Consider the following 16,978-nt stretch of genomic DNA (forward strand, 5'->3'; position numbering starts at 1 on the left):
TGGCCCCGTCGAAACCGGGATCCGGCCGGGATCCGGCCGGGGTCAGGCCGGGGTCAGGCGCGGAGGCCGCATCGGGTGGCGCCGGTGAACTCCGTCTGCACTGCGGCCCCAGGCCGCCCGCACCACCGCCCGGCTTTCCAGAGGATTACACTCCTTAGGAGTGCATCCCTTGTCTATGCCCCGGAGTGGTCATGCCTGCGAAGCCGCCCCGTGTGTTCGATCGGGATGCCGAGTGGCGGTCGTTGGCCGCGTTCGCCTCCCGTGCCTCCTCGCAGGCGATGCTGGCCGTGGTGAGCGGCCGCAGGAGGATGGGCAAGACGTATCTGCTGCGGGCGCTGGCCGAGCAGACCCAAGGCCTGTACTTCGGGGCCACCGCAGCCACCGCGGCCGAGTCTTTGCGCCAGCTCGGCGCGGCCGTGGCCGACTACCTCGGTGCGCCGGCGCCGTTCACGTTCGCGACGTGGGACGACGCCGTCACCTTCCTGTTCGGGTTGGCCGACCCGACTCGTGGTGACGGCCCGCAGGTCGTGGTGCTGGACGAATTCCCCTACCTGGCCAAGGTGGTGCCCGAGCTGCCGTCGCTCATCCAACGCGAGATCGACCGGCACCAGACGCAACCCAGCCGGATGCGGCTGCTGCTGTGCGGATCGGCGATGTCCGTGATGGGCAACCTGCTCGCCGGGTCCGCACCGCTGCGCGGCCGGGCACAGCTGGAACTGGTCGTGAGGCCCTTCGACTTCACCGCCGCCGCACGCTTCTGGGAGGTCGCCGACCGGCCGGACCTCGCCGCACGGCTGGGGGCGGTGCTCGGCGGGACACCGGCGTACCGCAGGCAGTTCCTCGCCGACGACGTGCCCCGCGACCTCGCCGACTTCGGCGACTGGGTGTGCCGCGCGGTGCTGTCCCCGCGCAGCCCGCTGTTCCGCGAAGCCCGCTACCTGCTGGCCGAGGAAACAGACATCCGCGAGACCTCGCTGTACCACTCGGTCCTCGCGGCCGTGGCCGAGGGCAACACCACCCGCGGCGGCATCGCCGGCTACATCGGACGCAAGGCCGTGGACATCTCCCACCCCCTCAACGTGCTGGAGGACTCCCACCTGCTGACCCGCGAAGCCGACATCTTCCGGCAGGGCAAGTCCCGCTACCGCATCGCCGAACCCCTCATTACCTTCTACGAGGCGATCATGCGCCCGGCCTGGGGGCGCCTGGAGCTCGGCCAGGCCGACCGGGTGTGGGCGGCATCAGCCGAAAGGTTCGCCGCCCAGGTCGCCGGACCCCACTTCGAGGCCATGTGCCGGGAGTACCTCCTGGGCGACGGCTCCCACCTCGCCCACGGCAGCCTCGGCGAGGTGGGGGCCGGAGTGGTCACCGACACGCACACCCGGACCTCCGTCGAGGTCGACGCCGCCGTCGTCGAACGCGGCAGCGGCGGCCGCCGCCCCCGCATCGCCCTGCTCGGCGAAGCAAAATGGGGGACGACCATGGGACTGCCCCACCTGGATCGGCTGCTGCGCGCCCGCGACACCCTTGCCGCGCGCGGCAACGACACCGACAACTGCACCCTCGCGTGCTTCGGCGCCGCCGGATTCACCGACCACCTGAAAGCACGCGCACACCAGGACGACACCGTGCGCCTGGTCTCCCTCGCAGACCTGTACGCCCGATGACCCCTCTCCGGACAGCAGCGGCACCGCCCATAGGAGTCGTTGCGCGGTGACATCGGGAGCCACTGCGGCCCTTCCCCGCGGACCGATAGCCGCTGTCGGCTGCCGTCCAGGTCGCACGTCCCCGCTTCGCCACAGGCACTCTCCACCTGCCCGTCAACCAGGACGTTGTCCTGCGGCCCGGCGCCGGGACGAACTGCGAGTGCACCGCCGCCCTTCCTCGGACGGCGGATGTGTCGGGTCGACCGGGAGCGGGCCGTCGTCATGGGCACCCGCTTTCCCACGCCGCCGTCGACGCCCTCGTCGCCGGCGACCAGGCTGTGCTCGCGGACATCCGGGACGTCATCGCCGAACCCGACTCCGACTGGCGCGCCTACACGCATGTCTCCCATGTGGGCCTCGCAGCCTGCCGCCCGGCCCCGGTGCTGCCGGATCGTGCGGGCCCCGCCTCCAATACCCGCCTGCCGGTACCCCCGGGAACGGAGACCTCGCCACGGTCGTCAGCGACAGCGAACGCCGCGAACAGCACTGCTGGGGAACGGAGTTCGCTGATGGCCTGGCCGAGGACGCCGACGCGGTCCCCAAGCTGGTCTTCCACCGCCCCGCAGGCGATGCAGCCATGCGGGCCGTGCGCTGGAGTACGACTCGCGCGGCGCGTCCGGGGCGTTGCCGGTCCAGGGGTGGGCGTCCCCGTCCCCCCTCGCCAGGGCCACCGCAACGCTCACCACCGCCGCGATCCCGCCGACGGCGAAGCTCCTGTCGAACGCGACGAGAACTCGCCGTCCTCCCTGGACCTCGAGACCACCGGCTCCCGCTTCGCGGCCGCGATCCTGGTCACCTGTGCCCGGCACCACCGCGCCACGCTGTAGGGCGGCCCCGAGCCCACCCGGTGCGCCGCGGCCGTCCTGCGGCAACCGGTGACATCCGAGTGCTCGTCTTCGAGCCGGCCTGGCGGTGATGGTGTTGTGGGTTGTGGTGTGTCAGCCGAGTTCGCCGTTGGTGATGCCGTAGATCCCGGTGGAGTCGATGGCGGGGGGTTCGCCGGTGTACATGCGTGTGTTGCGGCTGATCGGGGTCATGCCTGCGGTTGTCAGGTGGCGGATGAAGTGCGTTTGGGTCTCGGGGACGTCGATCCGCAGCCGGTCGCCTCCGGTTGTCTCGGAGAGGGCGGCGAGCACGGTTGCGGCAAGGCCCGGGGAGTCCGCATGGAGCGGGCCGACGCGCCACGGGCCGGTGCTGGGTCGGATGACGCCGAATCCGGTGACCCGGCCGTCGTGCAAGGCCGCGACGGCGGTATGGCCGGGCAGCATGGTCCATGCGGAGAGGAAGGCATCGCGGGGCGCGGGGAAGAACCGCGCGTCGTATGCGGCGAGGTCGGCGAACGGGACGGCGGCCGCGTCGACGATCTCGGTGTCGGTGCTGGTCGGGGCCGCGCCTGAGGGACGGCCGGCGAACCGGATGTTCTCCCAGGCGGTGCGGAACCCGGACGTGCGGTAGTTGTCCTGCTGATCCGGGACGCTGTCCAAACCGACCAGGCGCCCGGACAGGTGGTCCATGGCGCTGCGGAAGATCGACAGGCCGTAGCCCTTGCCGCGGGCTTCGGGGAGCACGATGTAGTAGCCGATGAAGCCGTGGTCGGTGCCGTAACGGACCGCGGATATGCAGGCGACAGGCTCGCCCTTCAAACGCCCGATGAGGAACCCGTGTGGATCCGCGGGCGCGAACGCGAGGTGGTCGTGGAATCCTTGATCCCATCCTTCGGCGATGGCCCAGTCGCGCATCGTGGAGATGTCGCGGCCACTGGCAGTACCAATCACGAACATCGGCATCGGCGCTTTCCTGGAGCAGCGTTCCGGCTACGGATGGTTCCGGCAACGCTAGCCCCACCCGCCCGCCCCGGCGCCGGGCACGGGACGCGGGCTCGTGTTCTGGACAGCCCGCGCGTCGGTTGTTCGTGACAGCCCCGCAGCCCGCGATCATCCAACGAGGGAGACCACGACCTGCACCTGAAGGCCATGCGCCGCTGTATGTTGCGTTCCGGTACTGATCTTGGGGGTCCTTCGGGAATCTCGGTGCGGCTGCTGGCATCTGGCATCTGTGCGTGGCAGCCGGCGCCGCATTGTTCCGGCGGTCCTGCTTCGCCGCGGCGGTTGCGAGTGCATGAGGTCCGTCACGCGTTGCTGCCGCGAACTCCCAGGTCGCGAAGTATCGGCTCCGTGTGTGCGGGGATTGCTCGGAACAACGCACCTACGGGAACCGGCGGCAGCCGTCGGCCCCGTGCGCGCGGGGATTGCTCGGCCATGTTGCCGGACGTGGCGCGCCGGACGGCATCGGCCCCGTGCGTGCGGGGATTGCTCGTGATCCGCGTAGAACGCGGCTTGACCGAGAGTGTCGCCCATGCGCGTGAGGATCGCGCGGCGGCGAGGGCCAAGGAACTCAACCTCGGTCGGCCTCGTGTGTGCGGGGATTGCCCCAGCGCAGGCCGCGGACCGTTGTCTGGAGCCTCGTCCGGCTCCGCACGTAGGGACCGCCTGCAGATGACCGCAACACCTGGCCGAGTCGAACGCTGGCGTTGCGGATGGCCGGGTTCCGGCTCGTCCCGATGGCTGTCGGGACGTCTGGGCCAAGGGGATGGCGATCACCGATTCGTTCTGCATCGGCAGCCCGCAGGCTCCGGGGACTCCGTTCGCGCAGGGTCGGGGTATTTGTCGATCGTGTCGAGGTTGGACGCGACCGCGGCCGGCAGCGTGTTCGCGTGCTTGACCCCGCGGGCTTGGGGGGTCTCGGTGGCTTGCGGGGCGGCCGTGCCGGTGATCAGCCGCCGCCATTCCGACGATGAAATTGCAGAAGAACCGTGCACGCGATCGGGCGGGTCTGGCTCGCCGCGAACAGGAGAGCGCCGACGGCAGGCCGGCGGCCGCGTCGCCGGTTCGACGCATGACGCAGACGAGGTCGTCGAGTTCCGCGTCGCAGCCCTGCCGCCGCGGCCCCTCGGCGGCGAACCCGCGCCGACTTCGTCGCCCCACGACCGCGTTCGACTCCACTTGGCTCGATGTCGTCGACACCGTCGACTCGACGGTTCACCCGTCCAGCGGCGGAATGCTGACCCGGTCGCTCTTCCTCGGGCTCACCCGCACACCCCGACGGGCCCGGGTCGTGCCCATCGAGAGGTCGAACCGTCGCCGGCTGCGGTGGTCGGCCACGACACGGCCGTGGGGTGCACGGCGTCCCGATGGCCGAGTTCCACGGCGTCGGACAGCGCTTCGAGGAGTTCGACGGCGAACCCTGGTCTCGTCGGCGGGCAGAGCCCCACACGAGCGGCCGGCGCGGCAGCACCGACAACCACCCGAACCACACCCGCTCGTCATCAGCCGCCCGCCGCCGACCGGCTGCGCCCGACCGGGACGTGGGCCGTGGTCGGCAAGCACGATGACCACCCCTCGACCCAGGGCGGGGCTGCGGGGTCCCCCGGTGCCGACGAGGAGCGCCTGGCCGCCGCGGAAGCGCGGATCGGCCACCGGCTGCCGCCGTCGCTGCGGTCGTTCCTGCAGGTCACCGACGGCTGGCTGAACGCGGGCAACTTCGTCAGGCGCCTGGCCGGCACGGCCGATCCGGCGCTGTTGGACGAGGCGGAGGCCGCGCGGTACGCCGATGTGCCGCCTTCGAGCGACCGTGAGGCCCAAGAGCGGCGGGAGCGCCCATGGGATCCCGGCGGGATCCCATGGTCCAGCTTCCTCCGCCTCGCGGCAGGCCTCACGTGATCCCGGATCATGGCTTGTCCAACGCCCAGGAAATCGGATCTTATGCGACGTTACGCCGCCACTAGGCGAGCGGCAGGGCGCGCCGCCGTCCCGGCCGGCACCAGCGCCGACCGCTGCGCCGAGTGGGCGTTGGGGCCCCGGACCGGTTCTGGCTACGGTCCCCCTACCGGTCGTTGGGCGGGTGGTGCCGGGTGGGAGGGTCTGGCTGTGTGGCCGGTCAGGTGGTCGTGCCAGGCGGTGATCTGTGCGCGGGTGCGGCGCAGGGTGTCGTGGTCGATGCCGTAGCGCAGGAAGTCCTCGTCCTTGTAGCGGTGGATGCCGGCGAGCATCTGGGCGAAGACGGCGCGGTCGAATCCGGCGTCGCGTTCGGCTACGAGGTCGAGGAGTTCGTCGCGGGTGTAGTGGCCGCCGGCCACCAGGGCGGCGACGTCGATGTAGTCGCGGGCGGCGGCCCGGGAGAACAGGGCCGACATCTTGCCGGCGGCGATGTCGTCGTCGCGGTGCAGGACCGGCCCGACGGCCATCTGGACCGGCGGGTGCAGCCGGATGTCGGCGACGAGTTCGACCTTGACGGCCTGGTCCGGATCGTCGGCGGTGTCGGCTGCGTTGACGAGCAGTCTGACGTAGGCGCCGGTGTCGTCGGCGACGGTGACGCGGAAGCCGTGGCGGCGGTACGCGGCCACGATGTGCTCGGTGGCGGCGGCGACTTCGTCGCGGCGGTCCCAGGAGGTGAACAGGTCCACGTCGTCGGACAGGCGTGTGACGATTCGGTGGGCTTGCACGGCGTATCCGCCGGCGAGTGCGAATCCGTGCTCGGCGCCTGCAGCCAGACCGAGGGCGATCAGTTGCTCGTGGAGGCCGGGATTCACGCGGCGCGGCCCTGCCGCAGCTGCGCGAACCTCGACTCCCAGACCGCCCGTACCTGAACGGGGAGCACCAAGGACTGCCACACGCTGACGAGCAGTCCGGCATCGAGGAAGTCGCCGAGGTCGCCTTGGCCGCGGCTTTCCCGCAGGACGGTCTCGTACATCACCGCGACATCCGCGCGGTCCGCGAGGTCGAACCGGCGCGCAGGCGCCCAGTCCAGCCGCTTGGGCAGGACGACGGCGCCGCTGGTCGGGCCATGCAGGTCCTCCAGCGCCGCGACGATCGCGTACTGCCGCGCGGCCGCGTATCCGACTGCTTCTGCGCTCATGCGCCCATTGTGGCCCAAGTACGTTCCGGACGAGCTCCGACTGGGCCCCGAAGGCGCGCTGCCGCGAAGCTGCGGCACACACCAGCGAACAATGGCCTTTTCGGCTGGATACTCGTTGTCACGGACCGACTTGGCGAATGACGGCCGCTGCCGACTCACACCCCGAGTTCCCAGGCGCGGACGACGTCGTCCCGGCCCCAAAGGAGGGTGATGTCGCCGGTGTCGAGGTCGGGGGCGAGTCCGCTGAGGCTGGCGACGGCCGGGCAGGTGATGGGTGTGGCCGGGGATCCGCGCGGTGGTTGTGGTCGGCACGATGCCCATCGTGACCACCCCTGAACGACACAGCACCGCCCGCAGTGAACTCACCAGTCCCACCGGCGGTTGCTGCGGTCGTCGACACCACCGACTGGGCCGCGCTGCGCCATGCCCGCGGTCCGGCGGTGGGCTGCCCGCCCTACGACGGTGAACCAGTCGCCGACGTCCCCGACCTGCTGCACGCCGCCCTGCACCCGGATGCCCGCACTGCCGCAGAGGCCTTGGACGCGCTCACCTTGTATGCCGTGGACGAGGAAGGCGCCGTGAGGATCCTTTCGTTCGTCCCGTCGCTTGCCCGGTTCGCCGCCGCGCTGCTGGACGACCCGCGCACGCTGCGCCGCATCCCCCACCTGTGGGGCCCGCCCGGTCGCGACCAGGCGCTGCGCACCGCGCTGCTGGGCGGCCTGGCCGCGGAGGCGGCCTGGCACGAACGCAACACCGGCAACCCCCCTCGCCCACCCGCCCCGCCCGCGCGGAGTTCCTCGCGCTGCGCCCGGCCCTGTTCGAGGCGGTGGCACAGCATCTGGCCGCTGTCGCGCTGGCCTGCCATCCCGATCTGGCCGCCCACCGCGACCACTTCGCGCGTCCACCATCCGGCAGGCCGGCGCCTGCCGCACACGGTCAAGGACTGGGGCTACGACACCCGCGGCCTAATCCCGGAACCCGTGGACTGGGACGTCGGCGGCTGCACCGACGACCTGCCGTTCTGAACCGGGACCAGGCACCCATCCATGCCGAGCCAGGCGCCAGGGTGTCAGCCGCCTTTCTCAGACTGCGCCGGCCCTCCGCTGCTCCTGGCGCTGGTCTATTGCCACAGGTCTGCGCCGTCGTGTCCGCTCGGGTCGACCGCAAGGATGTCCTCGTGCAGGCCTGTCAGGACCCGGCCGGTGAGCGTCCCGTCGGTGTCGGCTTCGACGACTGACCGCAGCCGGTTCGTCTCCGGCAAGAGCAAGCAGAACGTGGTCAATGCCATGGTCCGCATCGACCGGGGCGGCCGCGTGCTGCCAGCCCGACCTCGCCGGGAATTTGCCGGGGCTGGTCAGAGGGCCTGGGCTGTTGCTGGTGATCGCTCCGCCGGGCGACGGCAAGGATCGGGATCGCGGCGGCGAGCGCGTACCGCAGGGCTTGCCTGGTGACGACCGAGGACGTGCCGACGAGGAGCTTCGCCGAGGCGGCGGCTGCGGGGCTGCTGCCGATCTCATGCGCTGCGGTCCGCACTGCGGCTGGGCGCGGACGGGCCGGGTGTCGGAGTAGCGGGCGCCGCGGGCTCGGGGGTGGTGAGCACCTTGCGGGTGACCCGTTCGGAGATGGCTGCGACAAGGGTCCGAGGACGGCGCGGCGTCAGGTGCGCGCCCATGGCATTGCCGAACCCAGGGACGACGTAGCCGCGGTCGCGCTTCAGTGCGCGCAGTGTCGCGCGTACGACGGGCGTCGGGGTGGTGAAAGAGCCTGTGACGGCTGCCCGGCGGGTACCGATGGTGTCGAAGAACGCAGTCTCGACCGGGCCAGGGCACAGTGTGAGCACACGGATGCCGCGTCGGCGGTATTCCTGGCGCAGGGCAAGGCCGAAATTCAGGACGAAGGCCTTGCCCGCACCGTAGACGGCGAAGTACGGGGACGGCTGGAAGCCGGCGTTCGACGCGACATTGATGATCGCCCCGTGGCCGCGCTCCAGCATTCCGGGCAGCAGTTCGTGGGTCAGGTCGACGAGTGCGACGACGTTGACCATCATCTGGTCGTGGTCGCGGGCCGCGGATATCTCCTCGAAGCGCCCGCAGGTGCCGAACCCGGCGTTGTTGACGAGCAGGTCGACGGTCAGCTCGCGGGCGGCCAGCTCGGCGGCGACGCGGCGTGCCGCATCCGGCCGCGCGAGGTCTTGGACCACCACGTGGGCGCGGATGCCGTGCTCTGCCGCGAGACGCCCTGCCAGCGCAGTGAGCCGATCCTCGGAGCGCGCCACCAAAACCACGTCGTGCCCTTGTGCGGCCAGCTGGTCGGCGAACTCGGCGCCGAGGCCGGACGACGCTCCGGTGATGAGAGCAGTACGGGACATGAGATCCCCCTTCAGGCCATTAACTGGGTGAGAAGGTATCAGTATCCAAGCTATGTGCAACATAATTGGTGCAGATAGCGCATGCATTTGCTCCTTTGATGTATCTTCCAGCGGGAACGAAGATACGCTTGGAGACCAGATGGGGAACCCGGCACGACCGTTGCGGGCGGACGCGGAACGCAGCGTGCGCACGATCCTGGAGGCGGCTGAGCGGGTGCTCGCGAAGGATCCCGGCGCTTCCATGGAGCAGATCGCCACGGCCGCAGGCGTGGCCCGCACGACCGTCCATCGGCGGTTCGCCAACCGGCAGGTGCTCATTGAAGCGCTGGCCCTGTCCGCCGCCCGCCAACTCGCCGACGCCGTCGAGGACGGCAGACCGGACACCGCACCGCCGCTGGTGGCGATGCACCGGATCACCGCCAACGTGCTCCAGGTCAAAAGCGCATGGGCGTTCGCCCTGGAACTGCCAGGCGACGCGGACAGCGCAGCCACGCTCCTCCACCAGGACATCGCCCGCCGCTGCGTCGCCGTCCTCAAACGGGCCCAGGACGACAACCTCATCGACTCGGCAGCCGACCTCGAATGGGTGCGCCGCGTCTATTACGCCCTCCTCGGGGAAACTCTGCGTGGCAGCACCGAAGATGACCCGGACACCCTCGCCGCCCGCATCATCCAAACCCTCCTGCACGGCGCGGGCCCCTTCGGCGGCCGCGGCTAGGTGTATTGACCCAGGGTTGTTCACGCGGTTGATTGGGGTTGGCCTGCGAGTGCGGTGTGGCAGCGATGGTGGTTGTAGGTGTGGAGGAACGTGCCGAGTGCTTCGGTGCGTTCCTGGTTTGTGGTGTAGGGCTGGAGGTAGGTTCATTCGTCGAGCAGGGTGCGGTTGAAGTGTTCGACTTTGCCGTTGGTCTGTGGGCGGTAGGGCCGGGTGAGTTTGCCGGTGGCGCCCAGGTCGGCCAGGGCTGTTTTCCAGGCGAGGCCCTTGCGGTAGGAGCAGGCGTTGTCGGTGAGCACTCGTCGGACCTGTGGGATGCCGTGAGCGTGGAAGAACGCTGCGGGCCGAGGTGGCGGGAGCACCGGCAGGTGGGATTCTGCATCGGGTGCGGACCGGGGTGCAGCGGCGTGATCTGCCCGAACGTTTCGGGCTGTGGAAGACCGTCTACGAACGCCATCGCCTGTGGTCGGCGGACGGCACCTGGGAACGTCTGCTTCAGCAGGGCCAGTTGCGGCCGATGCCGCGGACGAGATTGACTGGGGCGTCTCCGTCGACTCCACCATCGTCCGTGCACATCAGCATACGGCCGGCGCCCGCACCGACCTGCCTCCAGTACCAGGGGCAAAGGGGGGCCCAACTCGAATCCCGGCGCCGGGACATCCTGCGGGTGCGGCGCCCGCAGGTCCGGTACGCCTGGGACGACGCCCTCGTCGCCGGCAACGAGGCGGCCCTCGTGGGCATCTGGGACGACGTGATCGCCGAACTCGACTCCGACTGGGGCGCGTACACCTACGTTTCCCACGTGGGCGTGGGAGCGTGATTCCGGCAGCGGCCTGGGCGCGGTGGGGCGGGCTGATATGTCGGAGCGCGATGGTGGTCGCGAGGCGGGATCGTGGCATGTTCCCGGAACTCGTCTGAGCTGCAGTTTCGTGTCGTTACGGCCCAAGTACACTCGGCGGGTCTGATCCAAGTTGTTCGCGGTCATGCTTCGTAGGGACAAGTGCGAGTGGATGAGATCCGTCACGTGTTGCTGGGAACTCCCAGGTACTGTCGGCCTCATGCGTGCGGGGATTGCTCGCACAGGCGTTCTCGCTGGTCTGGCCGCTCATCGTCGGCCCCGTGCCTACGGAGTATTGCTCGCCGCTGCTGTTCGGCGTCATCGCCGAGGGCGCGTCGGCCGGTGTAGGCGGGGATTGCTCACACAAACGCAAGCTTGTCGCTGGTGTGGGTGCGTTGGCCTCGCGCGCGGGGATTGCTCGTTGGCAAGGAATGTTGGCGGGGTCGGCCCCGTATGTGCGGGGATTGATCGAGGAGAGCGCGGACCGGGGGCGAGGCGAACCAGGTCGGCCCCGCGTGTGTGGGGATTGCTCGGCCTGGGCCCGCGGCGCTCACGGTGTCCTCCGGGGATCCTGTGCGGGCCGCTATGGGTTTCGTCAACCCGGATCGGTCAGCAGAACGGTCTCGGAAGCCGGCGGTGCGGTCGTGTCGACCGCGACACCCAGGGCGAGGCAGTCGATGCATTGACGACGACCGGCCTTTGACGGCCGCCGTCATTTGTGCGCTGCCCGGACCATGCGGCCGTCCTGCGCGAGCTACACGTCGGCGGTGGGAGTCTGCTTCCCGTTGCGGCGTCAGGTCGACCGGGCGCTGGTGATCCGCAGGTGCGATGCGAACGCCTCGCCGTGTTGGCCCACGCCCCGCTCTCGCCGCAGCCGCACGCCCGCCCACTGCACGGCCATGTCGGCGGTGCCCGTGTAGCGGTCGGCCGCGACGCCGTCGACGAGTCCGTCGCCGACCCTGCGCAGATCACCGGTCTTCTCCGAGCCGGCCACGCCCTCGACCCTATGTGTGATACTTGTACCTATAATAAGCGCAGGCATCATTGAGGGGAGGTCGGGTGCGGAAGCCTGACGACATGTTCGACCGCGATTTCGAATGGGCGGAACTGGTCCGCTTCGCCACCTACACCGGCCCGGAACCGACCCTCGGCGTCGTCTCCGGACGCCGCCGCCAGGGCAAGACCTTCCTGCTGGACGCCCTGTGCCGCCAGACAGGCGGCTTCTACTTCGCCGCCACCGAAGCCACCGAAGCGGAATCGCTGCGCCAGTTCGGCGCCGCCCTCCAACGCTGGGCCGACGCCGCCGTACCCTTCCGCTTCGCCCACTGGGAAGAAGCGATCAGCGCCGTGATGGCCCTCGCCGGCCAGCGCGCCTCGGCCCAGGGCCCTCTCCCGGTCGTGCTCGACGAGTTCCCCTTCCTGGTCAAGGCGTCCCCCGAACTGCCGTCGCTGCTGCAGCGGGCACTCGGCCCCGCCGCCCGCCGCGACGGCGGCCCGGTCCGCCTCCTGCTCTGCGGCTCGGCGCTGTCCTTCATGGGCAACCTCCTCACCGGCACCGCCCCGCTGCGCGGCCGCGCCAGCCTCGAACTCGTCGTCCCCACCCTGGACTACCGCCTCGCCCGCCGCTTCTGGGACCTGCCCGACCGAAAACTCGCCGTCCTCGTCGACGCCGTCGTCGGCGGCACCCCCGCCTACGCCCGCGAGTTCACCCTCGGCGACACCCCCACCGACCAGGACGACTTCGGCCCCTGGGTCATCCGCAACGTGCTCAACCCGTCACGGCCGCTCTTCCGCGAGGCCCGCTTCCTCCTCGCCGAGGAACCCGACATCCGCGACACCGCGCTCTACCACGGCGTCCTGTCCGCAATCGCCGAAGGCAACCACACCCGCGGCGGCATCGCCGGCTACCTCCAACGCAAATCCACCGACCTCGGCCACCCCCTCACCCTCCTCGAGGACAGCGGCATGGTCGACCGCCAGCCCGACGCCTTCCACGCCAAACGCTCCACCTACCGCATCGCCGAACCAATCGTGACCTTCTACCACGCCGTCATGCGCCCGCGATGGAGCGACCTGGAACGACCCGGCCACGCCGACACCGTCTGGGCAGACGCCCAACCCACCTTCCGCAGCAAAGTCGTCGGCCCCCACTTCGAACACCTGTGCCGCACCTGGGCCCGCTGGTACGCCCACCCCGACACCCTCGGCGGAACCCGCACCCGCATCACCTCCGGCACCGTCCCCGACCCCACCGCCAAGACCAAACACGAACTCGACGTCGTCGCCTTCGGCACCGACCCCCACAACCCCGGCACACCCGAACGCGTCCTCGCGATCGGCGAAGCCAAATGGAACGAGACCCTCGGCACCAGCCACCTCGCACGCCTCGACCGCATCCGCACCCTGCTCACCGCCAAAGACGCCACGGCCGCCAACACCCGGCTGCTCCTGTTCTCCGGCGCCGGATTCACCGAAGAACTACAACAGGCCGCCGCCGACCCCGCCATCCAACTCATCGACCTGGAACGCCTCTACGAACACTGACCACGCCCGCCAAGCCGCAACCCACAGGCCGCCTCCAGCGAGGCACACGGCGAGCCAGGCGGCTCCGGGCGCCAGCTACGACCGCAGGGAATCACCGGCCCGGCTCCGCCGAGGGGAAGCCTGCCCGGCTGGGGCACCGGCGTGGCGTAGACGAGGACGACGCTTTCGGTTTCGGGGCTGACGAGGTAGCGGACCCGGCCGCCGCTGCTGGAGCACTAGGAGTACGAGGTCACCAGCTCGGACCCTTTCCACACTTCGGTGGCGTGCCGTCCACGGAGCCGGTGCTGCCGGTTCCAGTTGCCCCTCGAGACCCGGTTCGGTGCGGAGGGCGTCCAGGCAGCGGTGCGCGTTCGGCAGCGCAGCGCGGCACAGCTCCTCCCAGCCGGTCACCACGCCGACCATGACGCCACCCACACCCGCCGCGACACCCCCGCCGTCCTGGCCCACCACCCACAAACTTCGACACCGCCGACTTCTACGACGCGACGTTCGCGGGTGTCGCCGCATACCGCGACGCGACGCTTACGGCGCCGCCGGAGTTCGACCGCATGCCGGCTTCGTGCCCACCGCCCGGACAGTGTGAGGCGCCGACGTCGCGAACGTCCCGCGCGATCCGTGGCCGGCCACGCGGCCGCGGCATCCGGCACGCGATCCCGGAACCGGCCGATCAACCCGCGCAACCCCTTGCCAAAAGCTCCTGAGGCAGCCGTTTGCGGTTCGGCCAGACCCGCAACGTCGCAAGTTCGGATCGGCACGCCGGATGCACTTGGGCCCTAAGGAAGGACGGTGCGCCGGGCGAGGAGTAGGCACCGGCATGAGCCGTTCCGTCGACCATCCGGGTGCGGAATGCCGTTCACCCGGTATGACTGTATGTCCCGGTATTGACCTTCAGGGTTTCACCGGAATCATCTCGGGGTGTGGTTGTCGGTATCTGTGTGTGACAGAATTTGCGGTTGTTTCGCAGCCTTGCTCTCGTCACGACAAGCGCGAGCGGATGAGATCCGTCACGTGTTGTTGTGAACTCCCCGTATGCCGGCCCTATGCGTGTGGGGATTGCTCGTCGACGTTCCTCAACGTCACCGGGCTGCTCGAGTCGGCCCCGCGCATGCGGGGATTGCTCATACCATCGGGCACTACCCGCTGCGCGACTTCCGTCGGCCCCGTGCGCGGGGATTTGCTCCATCACGAGCGTGCGGCGCCCGCTCGGTTGCCGGTGTAGGGGTACATGCATCGTGAAAAGCACGTCGGCTCGTGGCACCGCGGTCACCCCGCCCCAGGGGCATCACGCCGAACAATGTCTTGAACCCCTTCTGAAACTCCCACCAACGTACTGAGGCCCACGGGGCGGGATTCCGAAACAGGTACTGAGTGTCAGCACCGGCGGATTGCGGCAGCGGCACCGGACGACCCTTCGCTGCTCACCACAAGAACCGAAGCCGACACCCCCTTCCAACACCCCCTAAACGGTGTGCCGAAGCAAGCCGGCTGACCTGCGCAGATCGCACCAACGACCGGTAGACCACAGCGCGCCCGCACATCTACCCCGCGGCCTACCGCCTCAGAGGCCCCGCGCAGACACCCAGAACGTCAGCTGCGCCACAGAGACGGCGCAGCCCCGAGCCGCGTCGTGCCGTGTGGTCACGTTTCCCAGGCCCGGACGATGTCGTCCGGACCCCAGTGGAGGGTGATCCCGCCAGTGTCGAGGTCGGGGCCGAGTCCGCTGAGGCTGACGACGGCGAGGCCGGTCTGGTCGGTGTGACCGGGGATATGGCGTGCGGCGGTGGCGAGCGTGTCCAGGTCGTGGCGGTTGAACGGGCTGGCGAGCCATTTGACGGACCCGGCCATGCGGATGTGCCGGGCGACGGGGGCCCGGTCCGCTGCGACGAGGTCGACCTCGGGGTCGAACTGCCGGTTCCACCACCCTCCGACCGCCTCGACGTCGTCCCACGGCAGCGCCCCGTCCCCGGCGGCGAGGAGCAGCGCTTCGCGGACCAAAGGTTCGACGGCGCGCCCGCGCCAACTGCTCCACCGCCGCTCGACCACACGGAACGCCGCCTCGGGACGGCCACGCCGCACCAACTCCTGCGCCGACCGCAGGATCGCGAGGTACAGCCGCAGGTTGCTGTCCTCGACCCGGTACAGCGCGGGCTTGCCCGGACGGACGGACAGCGGCTCGTCGACGGCGAGGACCCGCTTCTCCTCCACCAGCCGCCGCAGCAGCGGAGACAGCGACCCGGACGGGACCGCCCCGCCGCGCCCGCCCGCGGTGCCGGCGATGTTCGCGTGGGTACGGTCCCCGCCGCCCACCGCCTCCAGGACACGCCGGGCCTGGTCCGGCGCCGGGAACTCCGCGAGCAGCGACGACTCGGGGATGCCGAAGACCGGGGAGGCGGGGTCGGCGCACTCACCGCGCAGGAACTCCAGCGCCGGCGCGCCGGCGGGCCAGGCGCGCAGGATGCCGGGGAGCCCGCCGGACACCAGGTGCGCGTCGACCGCGTCAGCACCCGTCAAGCCCAGGGCCCGGCCGGTCTCGGCGGGGTTGAGCGGCCCGAGGACGAGGTTGTCCGCGCGCCCGTAGAACGGGCGGTCGTACGCGGTCAGCCGCTCCATCATGTGCAGGTCGCTCCCCAGCAGCAGCAACAGCACCGGCCGGGTGGACAGCAGCCGGTCCCACGCGGTCTGCAGGGCCCCGTCGAACAGGCTGTCCTGCTCGGCCAGCCACGGCAGCTCGTCGATCACCACGACCGCCGGCCGCCCGGGCAAGACCGCCGCCAGCGCCCGGAACGCATCCGGCCAACCACCCGCCGCAGCCGGCACCAGACCCCGATCCGCAGGCAGCGACGACTCCGCCAGCTCCGCCAGAAACTCCCCGACCGCCTCGACCGGAGACGCCCCCTTCGTCGCCGTGAAGTACAGGTACGGCACCTCCGCCCGGTCGCAGAACTCCTGGACCAGCCGCGACTTGCCCACCTGCCGACGCCCTCGCAACGCCACCGCCGCACCCGCGCCCGACTCCGCGACCCGCGCCAGGCGCTTGCCCAACAGGCCCAGCTCCATCCGCCGCCCGATGAACGACATACCCGCCCCCTCGCGTAGGGCTCATCTATGTAGATGTCTTCTACATTAACTCCCAGCCGATGACGTGCATCGGCCGCACATGGTGTGCCTGATCATCAGCAACGACCACGACGACCGGGGGCGGGCGACAAGGCCCCCTACCCGGGTTACGCCCACGACGGCCACGGATCGCCCCCGCAACGCCCGGTCTGGTGACCCCCTCCCGGTCCGGCGGCGCCGCCGGACCGTCCGGGAAAGGGGCGTCCGCCGCCTGGCCGACGCCCCTGGGCCCGCCTCTGCTGTTGCGGGGAGGGGTACCGCCGCACCCCCCGCCCGCGTTGCGGTGCCGCGGCAGCAGGACGCCGCGTCGTGGGGTGGGGGCAGGCGTTGCGTGCCGCCCCCGGCCGTCCCGTGCTGCGCTGCCCCCGGCACCCGCTGCCGAGTCCCGGGCCCCTGCCGTACCGCCGCACCGCAACCACCCGCAGCCCGACTGCCCCGGGCGACCACCACCCCCGCGGCCCCGGCTTTGCCGCGCCTCGCCTCCGCGCCCCGCCGTCCCGGCATCCCGCGCCCCGCCCCCCGGCCAGGCCCGGTTGCGTCACCGCCGCCGCGCTCCACCCCGGGTTCCGCCGCCGCGCGCTGCCGTGCCCGGGCATGTTTCCTGTCCGGTCCGCACCGCCGCTGTCCTGCTTGTCTTCCACCCTCCCTTAGACCGTGTCCTATGTGGTGTGGCTGCGGAGTCGTTTGAAGCAGATGAGTGCTGCGGCGAGGGTGGTGAAGGCGAGGAAGAGGTCGGATCTGCGTTCGTAGCGGATGGTGAGGCGGCGGTAACCGGT

14 protein-coding genes and 3 pseudogenes are annotated in these 16,978 nt (G+C 70.5%); 8 read left to right on the top strand and 9 right to left on the bottom strand.

Annotated elements, in window-relative coordinates:
* The first annotated feature begins 191 nt into the window (after positions 1-191).
* Complete coding sequence (locus ABEA93_RS37935; RefSeq protein WP_345680527.1) at positions 192-1,667, top strand: AAA family ATPase; 1,476 nt, start codon at positions 192-194, stop codon at positions 1,665-1,667.
* 677 nt (positions 1,668-2,344) lie between these two features.
* Positions 2,345-2,533, top strand: a complete 189-nt coding sequence (locus ABEA93_RS37940) for a hypothetical protein (RefSeq protein ID WP_345680528.1) — start codon at positions 2,345-2,347, stop codon at positions 2,531-2,533.
* Between the two features lie 111 nt (positions 2,534-2,644).
* Here the strand turns inward: ABEA93_RS37940 and ABEA93_RS37945 are convergent, their stop codons facing one another.
* Positions 2,645-3,493 (bottom strand): GNAT family N-acetyltransferase, encoded by an 849-nt coding sequence (locus ABEA93_RS37945; protein ID WP_345680529.1) that lies wholly within the window; start codon positions 3,491-3,493, stop codon positions 2,645-2,647.
* Positions 3,494-5,077: 1,584 nt separating this feature from the next.
* On the opposite strand from ABEA93_RS37945, the gene ABEA93_RS42245 reads away from it, so the two are divergent.
* Positions 5,078-5,425, top strand: a complete 348-nt coding sequence (locus ABEA93_RS42245) for an SMI1/KNR4 family protein (protein ID WP_425585248.1) — start codon at positions 5,078-5,080, stop codon at positions 5,423-5,425.
* Between the two features lie 152 nt (positions 5,426-5,577).
* Here the strand turns inward: ABEA93_RS42245 and ABEA93_RS37955 are convergent, their stop codons facing one another.
* Both ABEA93_RS37955 and ABEA93_RS37960 read right to left on the bottom strand, forming a co-directional pair.
* Positions 5,578-6,294 (bottom strand): nucleotidyl transferase AbiEii/AbiGii toxin family protein, encoded by a 717-nt coding sequence (locus ABEA93_RS37955; protein ID WP_345680530.1) that lies wholly within the window; start codon positions 6,292-6,294, stop codon positions 5,578-5,580.
* On the bottom strand, positions 6,291-6,620 hold the full coding sequence (locus tag ABEA93_RS37960) for a hypothetical protein (RefSeq protein WP_345680531.1): 330 nt from the start codon (positions 6,618-6,620) through the stop codon (positions 6,291-6,293). The genes ABEA93_RS37955 and ABEA93_RS37960 overlap by 4 nt, the downstream gene beginning before the upstream one ends.
* 356 nt (positions 6,621-6,976) lie before the next feature.
* On the opposite strand from ABEA93_RS37960, the gene ABEA93_RS37965 reads away from it, so the two are divergent.
* Positions 6,977-7,645, top strand: coding sequence for a hypothetical protein (locus tag ABEA93_RS37965; protein ID WP_345680532.1), 669 nt, complete (start codon positions 6,977-6,979; stop codon positions 7,643-7,645).
* A 95-nt stretch (positions 7,646-7,740) separates the two neighbouring features.
* Here ABEA93_RS37965 and ABEA93_RS37970 read toward each other — a convergent pair whose 3' ends face one another.
* Positions 7,741-7,908: a hypothetical protein gene (locus tag ABEA93_RS37970; protein ID WP_345680533.1), complete on the bottom strand. Its 168-nt coding sequence runs from the start codon at positions 7,906-7,908 to the stop codon at positions 7,741-7,743.
* A gap of 225 nt (positions 7,909-8,133) precedes the next feature.
* Complete coding sequence (locus ABEA93_RS37975) at positions 8,134-8,988, bottom strand: SDR family NAD(P)-dependent oxidoreductase (protein ID WP_345680534.1); 855 nt, start codon at positions 8,986-8,988, stop codon at positions 8,134-8,136.
* 139 nt (positions 8,989-9,127) lie between these two features.
* On the opposite strand from ABEA93_RS37975, the gene ABEA93_RS37980 reads away from it, so the two are divergent.
* The gene (locus tag ABEA93_RS37980; protein ID WP_345680535.1) at positions 9,128-9,706 is read left to right on the top strand and encodes a TetR/AcrR family transcriptional regulator; all 579 of its coding nucleotides are present in this window, start codon (positions 9,128-9,130) and stop codon (positions 9,704-9,706) included.
* Here the strand turns inward: ABEA93_RS37980 and ABEA93_RS37985 are convergent.
* Positions 9,704-10,050: pseudogene (locus ABEA93_RS37985) on the bottom strand (integrase core domain-containing protein); the annotation flags it as partial. The gene ABEA93_RS37980 and the pseudogene ABEA93_RS37985 overlap by 3 nt on opposite strands.
* Before the next feature lie 23 nt (positions 10,051-10,073).
* Between ABEA93_RS37985 and ABEA93_RS37990 the strand changes: the two are divergent.
* Together ABEA93_RS37990 and ABEA93_RS37995 are read left to right on the top strand one after the other, a co-directional pair.
* Positions 10,074-10,339, top strand: a pseudogene (locus tag ABEA93_RS37990) (transposase); the annotation flags it as partial.
* Positions 10,272-10,523 carry a hypothetical protein gene (locus tag ABEA93_RS37995; protein ID WP_345680540.1) on the top strand — a complete coding sequence of 84 codons (252 nt, stop codon included), beginning with the start codon at positions 10,272-10,274 and terminating at the stop codon, positions 10,521-10,523. The pseudogene ABEA93_RS37990 and the gene ABEA93_RS37995, both read left to right, overlap by 68 nt.
* 811 nt (positions 10,524-11,334) lie before the next feature.
* Here ABEA93_RS37995 and ABEA93_RS38000 read toward each other — a convergent pair.
* Positions 11,335-11,535, bottom strand: a complete 201-nt coding sequence (locus ABEA93_RS38000; protein ID WP_345680536.1) for a hypothetical protein — start codon at positions 11,533-11,535, stop codon at positions 11,335-11,337.
* An 83-nt stretch (positions 11,536-11,618) separates the two neighbouring features.
* On the opposite strand from ABEA93_RS38000, the gene ABEA93_RS38005 reads away from it, so the two are divergent.
* Positions 11,619-13,085 carry an AAA family ATPase gene (locus ABEA93_RS38005; RefSeq protein ID WP_345680537.1) on the top strand — a complete coding sequence of 489 codons (1,467 nt, stop codon included), beginning with the start codon at positions 11,619-11,621 and terminating at the stop codon, positions 13,083-13,085.
* Between the two features lie 1,638 nt (positions 13,086-14,723).
* Here the strand turns inward: ABEA93_RS38005 and ABEA93_RS38010 are convergent.
* A complete protein-coding gene (locus ABEA93_RS38010) occupies positions 14,724-16,163 on the bottom strand; it encodes an ATP-binding protein (RefSeq protein ID WP_345680538.1) in 1,440 nt (479 codons plus the stop codon).
* A gap of 698 nt (positions 16,164-16,861) precedes the next feature.
* Positions 16,862-16,978, bottom strand: a pseudogene (locus ABEA93_RS38015) (IS5/IS1182 family transposase); the annotation flags it as partial.

Origin of the sequence: Yinghuangia aomiensis, from assembly GCF_039542225.1 — a bacterium.
In the GTDB taxonomy this organism is placed as follows: Bacteria; Actinomycetota; Actinomycetes; order Streptomycetales; family Streptomycetaceae; genus Yinghuangia; species Yinghuangia aomiensis.